The 13,617-nt window shown below is 66.7% G+C and carries 9 protein-coding genes and 1 tRNA gene; all 10 read left to right on the forward strand.

Annotated elements, in window-relative coordinates; genetic code table 11:
* Positions 1 to 199: 199 nt before the first annotated feature.
* Positions 200 to 272, forward strand: a tRNA-Trp gene (locus VT52_RS19185).
* Between the two features lie 106 nt (positions 273 to 378).
* Positions 379 to 666, forward strand: a complete 288-nt coding sequence (gene secE, locus VT52_RS19190; RefSeq protein ID WP_046419428.1) for a preprotein translocase subunit SecE — start codon at positions 379 to 381, stop codon at positions 664 to 666.
* Positions 667 to 746: 80 nt separating this feature from the next.
* Positions 747 to 1,646 (forward strand): transcription termination/antitermination protein NusG, encoded by a 900-nt coding sequence (gene nusG / locus VT52_RS19195; protein WP_046419430.1) that lies wholly within the window; start codon positions 747 to 749, stop codon positions 1,644 to 1,646.
* Between the two features lie 168 nt (positions 1,647 to 1,814).
* Positions 1,815 to 2,249 carry a 50S ribosomal protein L11 gene (gene rplK / locus VT52_RS19200; RefSeq protein ID WP_046419431.1) on the forward strand — a complete coding sequence of 145 codons (435 nt, stop codon included), beginning with the start codon at positions 1,815 to 1,817 and terminating at the stop codon, positions 2,247 to 2,249.
* Positions 2,250 to 2,347: 98 nt separating this feature from the next.
* A complete protein-coding gene (gene rplA / locus VT52_RS19205) occupies positions 2,348 to 3,073 on the forward strand; it encodes a 50S ribosomal protein L1 (protein WP_046419433.1) in 726 nt (241 codons plus the stop codon).
* Positions 3,074 to 3,241: 168 nt separating this feature from the next.
* Entirely contained in the window at positions 3,242 to 4,183 is a 942-nt protein-coding gene (locus VT52_RS19210; protein WP_046419434.1) for an SCO4651 family lipoprotein, read from the forward strand.
* 297 nt (positions 4,184 to 4,480) lie between these two features.
* Positions 4,481 to 5,011, forward strand: a complete 531-nt coding sequence (rplJ, locus tag VT52_RS19215; RefSeq protein WP_046419436.1) for a 50S ribosomal protein L10 — start codon at positions 4,481 to 4,483, stop codon at positions 5,009 to 5,011.
* A gap of 111 nt (positions 5,012 to 5,122) precedes the next feature.
* Complete coding sequence (gene rplL / locus VT52_RS19220; protein ID WP_046419437.1) at positions 5,123 to 5,509, forward strand: 50S ribosomal protein L7/L12; 387 nt, start codon at positions 5,123 to 5,125, stop codon at positions 5,507 to 5,509.
* 568 nt (positions 5,510 to 6,077) lie between these two features.
* Positions 6,078 to 9,563, forward strand: coding sequence for a DNA-directed RNA polymerase subunit beta (rpoB, locus tag VT52_RS19225; RefSeq protein ID WP_046419438.1), 3,486 nt, complete (start codon positions 6,078 to 6,080; stop codon positions 9,561 to 9,563).
* Between the two features lie 98 nt (positions 9,564 to 9,661).
* Positions 9,662 to 13,561, forward strand: a complete 3,900-nt coding sequence (locus tag VT52_RS19230; RefSeq protein WP_046419441.1) for a DNA-directed RNA polymerase subunit beta' — start codon at positions 9,662 to 9,664, stop codon at positions 13,559 to 13,561.
* The last annotated feature ends 56 nt before the right edge of the window (positions 13,562 to 13,617 follow it).

Raw genomic sequence — 13,617 nt, forward strand, 5'->3', positions numbered from 1 at the left:
CATCGGGGCGAGTCATGAACATCTATCCGAATACCCGCCCCGGCCTGGACGATCTTCGCCGCCGGGAGCACGGGCGGCCACTTTCTGTTCGACGCCGGGCCCCGGACCACGTACACTCTCACCTCGTTGGCCTCCAGCGGCCCGTCACGGTCGGTGCCACCGAGCACTCGGTCGGATGCGGTAAGTTGGGGACACACAAAGGGTCGTAGCTCAATTGGTAGAGCACCGGTCTCCAAAACCGGCGGTTGGGGGTTCAAGTCCCTCCGGCCCTGCTACACACACCGCCAGGATGTGTGCGCTTGTACGTACAGCAATGCACCGCCGTGCGGCTCAGTAACCGGGCGCGGCACGGCCACGACCCGGGATCAGGTGAGGATTATGACGGACGCCGTGGGCTCCATCGACACGCCTGATGCCCAGGACGAAGTGCCTGAGGCCAAGAAGAAGGCCCGCAAGGGCGGCAAGCGCGCCAAGAAGGGTCCGCTGAAGCGTCTGGGGACCTTCTACCGCCAGATCATCGCGGAACTCCGCAAGGTCGTCTGGCCCTCGCGCAACCAGCTGACGTCGTACACCACTGTGGTGATCTTCTTCGTCGCCATCATGATCGCGCTGGTGACCGTGATTGACTATGGGCTCAACCACGCGGCCAAGTACGTCTTCGGCTGAGCCAAGAGCGAAGGGCGCCGTGGCACCGGCGCCCGTTTTCGCATGTTCCACCCCTATGTAACCAGGAAGAAGCAGCCATCGTGTCTGACCCGAACCTGAACGACGACGCCACCGAGCCTCGCGGGAACGCTGCCGAGCTGGTGGACGACGAGCTCGACATCGTCGAGGGCGCGGACGAGCAGGACGAGTTCGAGGCTGCCGAGGCCGAGGCGGGCGAGCCGGCCGAGGAGGCCGCGCTGCACACCGAGGACGCGGACGACGAGGAGGCCCCCGAGGCCGCCGACGACGCCGAGGACGAGGACGCCGAGGAGGGTGGCGAGGACGCCGCCGCCGAGGCCGTCGAGGAGGAGCCGGCCGAACCGGTCGACCCCGTCCAGGCCCTGCGCGAGGAACTGCGCACCCTGCCCGGCGAGTGGTACGTCATCCACACGTACGCCGGCTACGAGAACCGCGTGAAGACCAACCTGGAGCAGCGCGCCGTCTCGCTGAACGTCGAGGACTACATCTTCCAGGCCGAGGTGCCGCAGGAAGAGGTCGTCCAGATCAAGAACGGCGACCGCAAGACGATCAAGCAGAACAAGCTGCCGGGTTACGTCCTGGTCCGCATGGACCTGACCAACGAGTCCTGGGGCGTCGTCCGCAACACGCCGGGCGTCACCGGCTTCGTGGGCAACGCGTACGACCCGTACCCGCTGACCCTGGACGAGATCGTCAAGATGCTCGCCCCGGAGGCGGAGGAGAAGGCCGCCCGCGAGGCCGCCGAGGCCGAGGGCAAGCCCGCGCCGCAGCGTAAGGTCGAGGTCCAGGTGCTGGACTTCGAGGTCGGCGACTCGGTCACCGTCACCGACGGCCCGTTCGCCACCCTCCAGGCGACGATCAACGAGATCAACGCCGACTCCAAGAAGGTCAAGGGCCTGGTGGAGATCTTCGGCCGCGAGACGCCGGTCGAGCTCTCCTTCGACCAGATCCAGAAGAACTAGTCCCTTCTGGACCACCGCTTCCGAACAGGTCGGACGGGCTGATCCCAGCCCGTCTGACCTGCTCGGTTTTTGGCCGCGCATCTATACCCGTTATCGTTGTGCGGTATGCCTGCGTCCGGGTTGTCCCCGGAAGCCGGCAGGACCCGAATCGAAAGGACCCGGAGAGCTATGCCTCCCAAGAAGAAGAAGGTCACGGGGCTCATCAAGCTCCAGATCCAGGCCGGTGCCGCCAACCCGGCTCCGCCGGTCGGCCCGGCGCTGGGTCAGCACGGCGTCAACATCATGGAGTTCTGCAAGGCCTACAACGCCGCGACCGAGTCGCAGCGTGGCTGGGTCATTCCGGTGGAGATCACGGTCTACGAGGACCGCTCCTTCACCTTCGTCACCAAGACGCCGCCGGCCGCCAAGATGATCCTCAAGGCCGCGGGTGTGGAGAAGGGCTCCGGCGAGCCGCACAAGACCAAGGTCGCCAAGATCACCGAGGCGCAGGTCCGCGAGATCGCCACGACCAAGATGCCCGACCTGAACGCGAACGACCTGGACGCCGCGGCGAAGATCATCGCCGGCACCGCGCGCTCCATGGGCGTCACGGTCGAGGGCTGACCACCACCAGCAGGTAATGCGGCCGTAGCCGGTCGCACGTGGCAGGGCCTGCTCGGCCCGGATACCACGACTCCTTTCAGAACACACAGGAGCAAGTTGTGAGCAAGCGCAGCAAGGCTCTCCGCGCTGCGGACGCCAAGATCGACCGGGAGAAGCTGTACGCCCCGCTCGAGGCCGTCCGTCTCGCCAAGGAGACCTCCACGACCAAGTTCGACGGCACCGTCGAGGTCGCCTTCCGCCTGGGTGTCGACCCGCGCAAGGCCGACCAGATGGTCCGTGGCACCGTGAACCTTCCGCACGGCACCGGTAAGACCGCCCGGGTCCTGGTCTTCGCGACCGGTGACCGTGCCGAGGCCGCGCGTGCCGCGGGCGCCGACATCGTCGGTGCCGACGAGCTGATCGACGAGGTCTCGAAGGGCCGCCTGGACTTCGACGCCGTCGTCGCCACCCCGGACCTCATGGGCAAGGTCGGCCGCCTCGGCCGCGTCCTCGGCCCCCGTGGTCTGATGCCGAACCCGAAGACCGGCACCGTCACCCCCGACGTGGCCAAGGCCGTCACGGACATCAAGGGCGGCAAGATCGAGTTCCGCGTCGACAAGCACTCGAACCTGCACTTCATCATCGGCAAGGTGTCCTTCGACGACGCCAAGCTGGTGGAGAACTACGGCGCCGCGCTGGAGGAGATCCTCCGTCTGAAGCCGTCCGCCGCCAAGGGTCGCTACATCAAGAAGGCCGCCATCACCACCACGATGGGCCCCGGCATCCAGCTCGACCCGAACCGCACCCGCAACCTCCTCGTCGAGGAGGACCCGGCCGCCGTCTGAGCCCGCGCTCGACCCGGTAGCCGCGTCCGGTACGCGTGACCGAAGGGCGGGCCCCGCAACCTTTCGAGGTGCGGGGCCCGTCCTTTCTGTGTACGACCTGTTCGTCGTACGACTGTCAGCGGCCCGCACTAGGCTGCACGCAGACGATTCGCAGGGGGTAGGACAAGAATGAAGAGCACGACGACCGCACGCCGGGTGGCCCTTTCCGTGGCCGTGGTGGCGGCGCTGACCGGGGTGGCCGCCTGCGGCTCCGCGGACTCCGGCAAGGGCGACGGCAAGGCGTCGGATGCCGGCAAGGTCCATCTGAGCCCCGTCGCGGCCGTACTGCGCGACGTCGAGCAGTCCACGGACAAGGCCGACTCGGCCAAGGTGCGCTCCACCACGTCCATGGGCGACATCATGGCGATGAACGCAGACGGCGCCCTCGCCTGGGGTCATGGCCTCAAGGGCAACCTGACCATCACGTACACCGGCGGCAAGTTGGCCGACGCGATGCGCCAGGCCGGCACCTCGCACATGGAGGCCCGCTATCTGCAGGACGCCTACTACGCGAAGATGAGCGACACCTTCGCCCAGCAGACCGGCGGCAAGCACTGGGTCAAGTACGACTACGACTACCTGGCCAAGCTCGGCGGTGCCTCCGGCGCGTACATGAAGGACCAGCTCCAGACGTCCACGCCGAACCAGTCGGTGAAGATGCTGCTGGCCTCCGGGGACGTCAAGAGGGTCGGCGTGGAGACGGTCGACGGGGTGCACACGACGCACTACGCGGGCACGGTGGACGTCGCCGCCCTCGCGGCCAAGGGCAGCAACCTCAGCGCCGGCCAGCTCACCGCCCTCAAGCAGCAGCTGAAGCAGTCCGGTATCACCACGGACAGCATCGACATCTGGGTCAACGACCAGAACCTGCTGGTGAAGAAGACCGAGAAGGCGGCGACCGCCAACGGCACGCTGAACAGCACCGCCCACTACAGCGACTACGGCGTGCCGGTCTCCGCCGAGGCTCCGCCGGCCGCCGACACGATGGACATCGCCGACATGATGAAGTCCGGCGGGGCCAACAGCCCGTCGGGCGGCACCACGTCCGGCGGTACCGGCCTCAGCTCCTGATCCCAGCCGGACCGGGGCCCGATTTGCTCGGTGGCGCCCCGGTCCCGTACTCTCATCCCCGAAGCCAAAGACCGCTGGTCGTTGCCGCGCGCTCGCAGAGGGTGCGGTGGCCGAAGGATCCGCTGAAAAGTGGACGACCCGCGCAGGTGTCAGTGGAAGAACTCCCGGAGTGCGCGCGCGGAGCGCGTGTGCGGCCGGTCGAGTCCGCCCCGAGCGCCTGCGCCGGGGCGTTTCGTTTTACCCAGTCCTCCTTCGGGTCCGCGCGGTCCGAATCACCCGGAAGGAGGCCGAGGCTCTATGGCGAGGCCCGACAAGGCTGCCGCGGTTGCGGAGCTGACGGACAAGTTCCGCAGCTCCAACGCCGCCGTGCTGACCGAGTACCGCGGTCTCACCGTGGCGCAGCTCAAGACGCTGCGCCGGTCGCTCGGTGAGAACGCCCAGTACGCCGTGGTGAAGAACACGCTGACCAAGATTGCGGCCAACGAGGCCGGGATCGCGCTGGACGACCAGCTCTTCGCTGGTCCGACGGCCGTCGCCTTCGTCACCGGTGACCCGGTGGAGTCGGCGAAGGGTCTCCGTGACTTCGCCAAGGACAACCCGAATCTCGTCATCAAGGGCGGTGTCCTTGACGGCAAGGCGATGTCCGCCGACGAGATCAAGAAGCTTGCGGACCTCGAGTCCCGCGAGGTTCTGCTCAGCAAGCTGGCCGGTGCCTTCAAGGGGAAGCAGTCCCAGGCTGCCTCTCTCTTCCAGGCGCTGCCGTCGAAGCTCGTCCGCACCGTGGACGCGCTGCGCGCCAAGCAGGCCGAGCAGGGCGGTGCCGAGTAATTCGGCTCGCTTTCTGACCCGCGCCAACCGGCGCGGGTCGCAGCGGGCCGACGTACGCCCGCCTTACCCAGTACATCCGGCACCTGCCGATTGAGTGGAAGGACCGCCATCATGGCGAAGCTCACCCAGGACGAGCTGCTTGCCCAGTTCGAGGAGATGACCCTCATCGAGCTCTCCGAGTTCGTGAAGGCCTTCGAGGAGAAGTTCGACGTCACCGCCGCCGCCGCCGCGCCGGTCGTCGTTGCCGGTGGTGCCGCTGGCGGCGCCGCTGAGGCCGTCGAGGAGAAGGACGAGTTCGACGTCATCCTCACCGGTGCCGGCGACAAGAAGATCCAGGTCATCAAGGTCGTGCGCGAGCTGACCTCCCTCGGCCTGAAGGAGGCCAAGGACCTGGTGGACGGCACCCCGAAGCCCGTCCTCGAGAAGGTCAACAAGGAGGCCGCGGAGAAGGCCGCCGAGTCCCTCAAGGGCGCCGGCGCCTCCGTCGAGGTCAAGTAAGACCTCACGGGTCCGCAGGACTCGAACGCGCGCTGAACTCGGCCTCGTAGGGCTGTAACGCGAACGCACCGAAGAGCGATCATCCAACCGGGTGGTCGCTCTTCGGCGTATCCGGAGGGTGACCGCGGTTGCCTTGCGCTCGTGAGGGCGAGAGGTATGGTGATCTTCGTCGTGTCTCCGGACGGCCCGGTTCCGGTGGGAGACTCTTGACGAACCGCACGCAGCGCGCAATTCTCAGGACGCGTCGTCACAAGGATCCGAATCCGAGGCATGGATCGACGGCGAAGAGGGCAGTATCAACGTGCGTTGAAGGGCAGCATGCCGAGGGCGTTGACAAGAGCGGTGAGCACAGCGAGGGTCTCGACAAACCCGCACTGGACATCAGTGTGCCAAGTGGCTACACTGACCCTTTGCGCTGCCTGTTAGCTGTCCCCTGCCCGTCACCAGGGGTCTGCCCTCACTTGAGCATCGATGACCGAAGCCCCCCTGACCTGGGGTTTCCGCCTCCGTGTTTGAGGGAGGGGCCGGTACGCGCGTAGTGAGTCCGAGCCCTCGGAAGGACCCCCTCTTGGCCGCCTCGCGCAACGCCTCGACCGCGAATACGAACAACGGCGCAAGCACCGCCCCGCTGCGCATTTCCTTTGCAAAGATCAAGGAGCCTCTCGAGGTTCCGAACCTGCTCGCGCTGCAGACCGAGAGCTTTGACTGGCTGCTCGGCAACACCGCCTGGCAGAGTCGGGTCGAGGAGGCTCTGGAGAACGGTCAGGACGTCCCCACCAAGTCCGGTCTGGAGGAGATCTTCGAGGAGATCTCCCCGATCGAGGACTTCTCCGGGTCGATGTCCCTGACGTTCCGGGACCACCGCTTCGAGCCGCCGAAGAACTCCATCGACGAGTGCAAGGAGCGCGACTTCACGTACGCCGCCCCGCTCTTCGTCACCGCCGAGTTCACCAACAACGAGACCGGTGAGATCAAGTCCCAGACGGTCTTCATGGGCGACTTCCCGCTCATGACGAACAAGGGCACCTTCGTCATCAACGGCACCGAGCGTGTCGTGGTGTCTCAGCTGGTCCGTTCCCCCGGTGTCTACTTCGACTCCTCCATCGACAAGACGTCCGACAAGGACATCTTCTCCGCCAAGATCATCCCGTCCCGGGGTGCCTGGCTGGAGATGGAGATCGACAAGCGCGACATGGTCGGTGTGCGTATCGACCGCAAGCGCAAGCAGTCGGTCACCGTCCTTCTGAAGGCACTCGGCTGGACCACCGAGCAGATCCTCGAAGAGTTCGGCGACTACGAGTCGATGCGCGCCACCCTGGAGAAGGACCACACCCAGGGCCAGGACGACGCGCTGCTCGACATCTACCGCAAGCTGCGTCCGGGCGAGCCCCCCACGCGTGAGGCCGCGCAGACGCTGCTCGAGAACCTCTACTTCAACCCGAAGCGCTACGACCTCGCCAAGGTCGGCCGCTACAAGGTCAACAAGAAGCTGGGCGCCGACGCCCCGCTGGACGCGGGCATCCTGACCGTCGAGGACATCATCTCGACGATCAAGTACCTGGTGCAGCTGCACGCCGGCGAGACCGAGACCACGGTTGACAGCGGCGACACGATCGTCGTCGAGACCGACGACATCGACCACTTCGGCAACCGTCGTCTGCGCAGCGTCGGCGAGCTCATCCAGAACCAGGTCCGCACGGGTCTGGCTCGTATGGAGCGCGTCGTGCGCGAGCGCATGACCACCCAGGACGTCGAGGCGATCACGCCGCAGACCCTGATCAACATCCGGCCGGTCGTCGCCTCCATCAAGGAGTTCTTCGGCACCAGCCAGCTGTCGCAGTTCATGGACCAGAACAACCCGCTGTCGGGTCTCACCCACAAGCGCCGTCTGTCGGCTCTTGGCCCGGGTGGTCTCTCCCGTGAGCGGGCCGGCTTCGAGGTCCGAGACGTGCACCCCTCGCACTACGGCCGCATGTGCCCGATCGAGACGCCGGAAGGCCCGAACATCGGTCTGATCGGCTCGCTCGCCTCCTACGGCCGGGTCAACGCGTTCGGTTTCGTCGAGACCCCGTACCGCAAGGTCATCGACGGCCAGGTCACCGACGAGGTCGACTACCTGACCGCCGACGAGGAGGACCGCTTCGTCATCGCGCAGGCCAACGCCCCGCTGACGGACGACCTCCGCTTCGCCGAGCCCCGCGTGCTGGTCCGCCGCCGCGGCGGCGAGGTCGACTACGTCGGTGGCGAGGACGTGGACTACATGGACGTCTCGCCGCGCCAGATGGTGTCGGTCGCGACCGCCATGATCCCCTTCCTGGAGCACGACGACGCCAACCGTGCCCTCATGGGCGCGAACATGATGCGTCAGGCCGTCCCGCTGATTAAGTCGGAGGCCCCGCTCGTCGGTACCGGCATGGAGTACCGCTCCGCCGTCGACGCCGGCGACGTGGTCAAGGCCGAGAAGGCGGGTGTGGTCCAGGAGGTCTCCGCGGACTACATCACCACGGCGAACGACGACGGCACGTACATCACGTACCGCCTGCACAAGTTCTCCCGCTCCAACCAGGGCACCTCGGTCAACCAGAAGGTCATCGTCAACGAGGGCGACCGGATCATCGAGGGCCAGGTCCTCGCCGACGGTCCGGCCACCGAGAACGGTGAGATGGCCCTGGGCAAGAACCTGCTCGTGGCGTTCATGCCGTGGGAGGGTCACAACTACGAGGACGCGATCATCCTGTCGCAGCGCCTCGTGCAGGACGACGTCCTCTCCTCGATCCACATCGAGGAGCACGAGGTCGACGCCCGTGACACCAAGCTCGGCCCCGAGGAGATCACCCGGGACATCCCGAACGTCTCCGAGGAGGTCCTCGCCGACCTGGACGAGCGCGGCATCATCCGTATCGGTGCCGAGGTCATCGCCGGCGACATCCTCGTCGGCAAGGTCACGCCCAAGGGTGAGACCGAGCTGACCCCGGAGGAGCGCCTGCTGCGCGCCATCTTCGGTGAGAAGGCCCGTGAGGTCCGCGACACCTCGCTGAAGGTGCCGCACGGCGAGACCGGCAAGGTCATCGGCGTGCGCGTCTTCGACCGCGAGGAGGGCGACGAGCTGCCGCCGGGCGTGAACCAGCTGGTCCGCGTCTACGTCGCGCAGAAGCGCAAGATCACCGACGGTGACAAGCTCGCCGGCCGCCACGGCAACAAGGGTGTCATCTCCAAGATCCTGCCGATCGAGGACATGCCGTTCCTGGAGGACGGCACCCCGGTCGACATCATCCTCAACCCGCTGGGTGTGCCGTCCCGAATGAACCCGGGACAGGTCCTGGAGATCCACCTCGGCTGGCTCGCCAGCCGCGGCTGGGACGTCTCCGGTCTCGCCGACGAGTGGGCCCAGCGTCTTCAGGCCATCGGCGCCGACCAGGTCGCCCCGCGCACCAACGTCGCCACCCCGGTGTTCGACGGTGCCCGCGAGGACGAGCTGGCGGGTCTGCTCCAGCACACCATCCCGAACCGCGACGGCGAGCGCATGGTGCTCCCGTCCGGCAAGGCGCGGCTGTTCGACGGCCGCAGCGGTGAGCCGTTCCCGGACCCGATCTCGGTCGGCTACATGTACATCCTGAAGCTGCACCACCTGGTCGACGACAAGCTGCACGCCCGCTCGACCGGTCCGTACTCGATGATCACCCAGCAGCCGCTGGGTGGTAAGGCGCAGTTCGGTGGCCAGCGCTTCGGTGAGATGGAGGTGTGGGCCCTCGAGGCCTACGGCGCCGCGTACGCCCTCCAGGAGCTGCTGACCATCAAGTCCGACGACGTCACCGGCCGCGTGAAGGTGTACGAGGCCATCGTCAAGGGCGAGAACATCCCCGAGCCCGGCATCCCCGAGTCCTTCAAGGTGCTCATCAAGGAGATGCAGTCGCTCTGCCTGAACGTGGAGGTGCTGTCCAGCGACGGTATGTCCATCGAGATGCGTGACACCGACGAGGATGTCTTCCGCGCTGCGGAGGAGCTCGGCATCGACCTGTCCCGGCGCGAGCCGAGCAGCGTCGAAGAGGTCTGACGGGAGTCCGGCGGGGCCCTCACCCACAGGGCCCCGCCGACCCCCAGGCCCCCGTTTCAGACCACAGACTTAACGACCCTGAGAGGGATTGACGCATAGTGCTCGACGTCAACTTCTTCGACGAGCTCCGGATCGGCCTGGCCACCGCTGACGACATCCGTCAGTGGAGCCACGGTGAGGTCAAGAAGCCCGAGACCATCAACTACCGCACCCTGAAGCCCGAGAAGGACGGACTCTTCTGCGAGAAGATCTTCGGTCCTACCCGGGACTGGGAGTGCTACTGCGGCAAGTACAAGCGTGTCCGCTTCAAGGGCATCATCTGCGAGCGCTGTGGCGTCGAGGTCACGCGCGCCAAGGTGCGCCGTGAGCGGATGGGCCACATCGAGCTGGCCGCTCCCGTCACCCACATCTGGTACTTCAAGGGCGTCCCGTCCCGCCTGGGCTACCTGCTGGACCTCGCCCCGAAGGACCTGGAGAAGGTCATCTACTTCGCGGCGTACATGATCACGTACGTCGACGAGGAGCGTCGCACCCGCGACCTGCCCTCCCTGGAGGCGCACGTCTCGGTCGAGCGTCAGCACATCGAGAACCGCCGCGACTCCGACCTGGAGGCCCGCGCCAAGAAGCTCGAGACCGACCTGGCCGAGCTGGAGGCCGAGGGCGCCAAGGCCGACGTGCGCCGCAAGGTGCGCGAGGGTGCCGAGCGCGAGATGAAGCAGCTGCGCGACCGCGCGCAGCGCGAGATCGACCGCCTCGACGAGGTGTGGAACCGGTTCAAGAACCTCAAGGTCCAGGACCTGGAGGGCGACGAGCTGCTCTACCGCGAGCTGCGCGACCGCTTCGGCACGTACTTCGACGGCTCGATGGGTGCCGCGGCGCTGCAGAAGCGCCTGGAGTCCTTCGACCTCGACGAGGAGGCCGAGAAGCTCCGCGAGATCATCCGCACCGGCAAGGGCCAGAAGAAGACCCGTGCCCTCAAGCGGCTGAAGGTCGTCTCCGCGTTCCTGCAGACCTCCAACAGCCCCAAGGGCATGGTCCTGGACTGCGTCCCGGTCATCCCGCCGGACCTGCGTCCGATGGTGCAGCTGGACGGTGGCCGCTTCGCGACCTCCGACCTGAACGACCTGTACCGCCGTGTCATCAACCGCAACAACCGCCTGAAGCGGCTTCTCGACCTCGGTGCGCCCGAGATCATCGTGAACAACGAGAAGCGCATGCTCCAGGAGGCGGTCGACGCCCTCTTCGACAACGGCCGTCGCGGCCGCCCGGTGACGGGCCCCGGCAACCGTCCGCTGAAGTCCCTCAGCGACATGCTGAAGGGCAAGCAGGGTCGATTCCGTCAGAACCTGCTCGGCAAGCGTGTCGACTACTCGGCGCGTTCCGTCATCGTCGTCGGTCCGCAGCTCAAGCTGCACCAGTGCGGTCTGCCCAAGGCGATGGCGCTGGAGCTGTTCAAGCCGTTCGTGATGAAGCGCCTGGTCGACCTGAACCACGCGCAGAACATCAAGTCGGCCAAGCGCATGGTCGAGCGCGGCCGCACCGTGGTGTACGACGTCCTCGAAGAGGTCATCGCCGAGCACCCGGTGCTGCTGAACCGTGCACCCACCCTGCACCGCCTCGGTATCCAGGCCTTCGAGCCGCAGCTGGTCGAGGGCAAGGCCATCCAGATCCACCCGCTCGTCTGCACCGCGTTCAACGCGGACTTCGACGGTGACCAGATGGCCGTGCACCTGCCGCTGTCAGCGGAGGCGCAGGCCGAGGCCCGCATCCTGATGCTGTCCTCGAACAACATCCTCAAGCCGGCCGACGGCCGCCCGGTGACGATGCCGACCCAGGACATGGTCCTCGGCCTGTTCTTCCTCACCACCGACGGCGAGCTGCGCGACGTCAAGGGCGAGGGCCGCGCGTTCGGCTCCACGGCCGAGGCGACCATGGCGTTCGACGCCGGCGAGCTGTCGCTCCAGTCGGCGGTCGACATCCGCTTCCCGGTGGGCACCATCCCGCCGCGCGGCTGGACCCCGCCGGCCCGCGAGGAGGGCGAGCCCGAGTGGCAGCAGGGGGACTCGTTCCGCCTGCGCACCACCCTGGGCCGCGCGCTCTTCAACGAGCTGCTGCCCGAGGACTACCCGTTCGTCGACTACTCGGTGGGCAAGAAGCAGCTCGGCGAGATCGTCAACGACCTGGCCGAGCGCTACCCCAAGGTCATCGTGGCGGCGACGCTCGACAACCTGAAGGCGGCCGGCTTCTACTGGGGTACCCGCTCCGGTGTCACCGTGGCCATCTCCGACGTCGTCGTCCCCGAGGCGAAGAAGGCCATCGTCGCGGGCTACGAGGCCCAGGACGAGAAGGTCCAGAAGCAGTACGAGCGCGGTCTGATCACCAAGGAAGAGCGCACTCAGGAGCTCATCGCGATCTGGACCAAGGCGACCAACGAGGTCGCCGAGGCGATGAACGAGAACTTCCCCAAGACCAACCCCATCTTCATGATGGTTGACTCGGGTGCCCGAGGAAACATGATGCAGATGCGGCAGATCGCCGGTATGCGTGGTCTGGTGTCGAACGCGAAGAACGAGACCATCCCGCGTCCCATCAAGGCCTCGTTCCGTGAGGGCCTGTCCGTGCTGGAGTACTTCATCTCCACCCACGGTGCCCGTAAGGGTCTGGCGGACACCGCTCTGCGTACCGCCGACTCGGGTTACCTCACCCGTCGTCTGGTCGACGTCTCCCAGGACGTCATCATCCGCGAGGAGGACTGCGGCACCGAGCGCGGCCTCAAGCTGGCGATCGCCGAGCGTGGCGAGGACGGTGTCCTGCGCAAGACGGGCAACGTCGAGACGTCCGTGTACGCGCGCTGCCTCGCCGAGGACATCGTGGTCGACGGCAAGGTGCTGGCCCCGGCCGGTACCGACCTCGGCGACGTGCTCATCGACGAGCTGGTCAAGTACGGTGTGGAGACGGTCAAGACCCGCTCGGTCCTGACCTGTGAGTCCGCCGTCGGCACCTGCGCGATGTGCTACGGCCGTTCGCTGGCCACCGGCAAGCTGGTCGACATCGGTGAGGCGGTCGGCATCATCGCCGCCCAGTCCATCGGTGAGCCCGGTACCCAGCTGACGATGCGTACCTTCCACACCGGTGGTGTGGCCGGTGACGACATCACCCAGGGTCTGCCGCGTGTCGTCGAGCTCTTCGAGGCCCGTACCCCGAAGGGTGTCGCCCCGATCTCCGAGGCCTCCGGCCGCGTGCGGATCGAGGAGACCGAGAAGACGAAGAAGCTCGTCGTCACCCCGGACGACGGCAGCGACGAGACGGCGTTCCCGATCTCGAAGCGTGCCAAGGTCCTGGTCCGTGAGGGCGAGCACGTCGAGGTGGGCCAGCAGCTCACCGTGGGTGCCACCAACCCGCACGACGTGCTGCGCATCCTGGGTCAGCGTGCCGTCCAGGTCCACCTGGTCGGCGAGGTCCAGAAGGTGTACAACTCGCAGGGTGTGTCGATCCACGACAAGCACATCGAGATCATCATCCGGCAGATGCTGCGCCGTGTGACGATCATCGAGTCGGGCGACGCGGAGCTGCTGCCCGGCGAGCTGGTCGAGCGTTCGAAGTTCGAGACCGAGAACCGTCGTGTGGTCCAGGAGGGCGGTCACCCCGCCTCCGGTCGTCCGCAGCTGATGGGTATCACCAAGGCCTCGCTGGCGACGGAGTCCTGGCTGTCGGCCGCCTCCTTCCAGGAGACGACCCGAGTCCTGACGGATGCGGCGATCAACGCCAAGTCCGACAGCCTCATCGGCCTCAAGGAGAACGTCATCATCGGTAAGCTCATCCCGGCCGGTACGGGTCTGTCCCGCTACCGCAACATCCGGGTCGAGCCGACCGAGGAGGCCAAGGCCGCGATGTACTCGGCCGTCGGCTACGACGACATCGACTACTCGCCGTTCGGCACGGGCTCCGGCCAGGCCGTTCCGCTGGAGGACTACGACTACGGTCCGTACAACCAGTAAGCGAGCAGTCTGAAGGGCGGCCGCTCCCCATCGGGGGGTGGCCGCCCTTCGGCGTT

Source organism: Streptomyces malaysiense, assembly GCF_000980885.2.
Taxonomy (GTDB): Bacteria; Actinomycetota; Actinomycetes; order Streptomycetales; family Streptomycetaceae; genus Streptomyces; species Streptomyces malaysiense.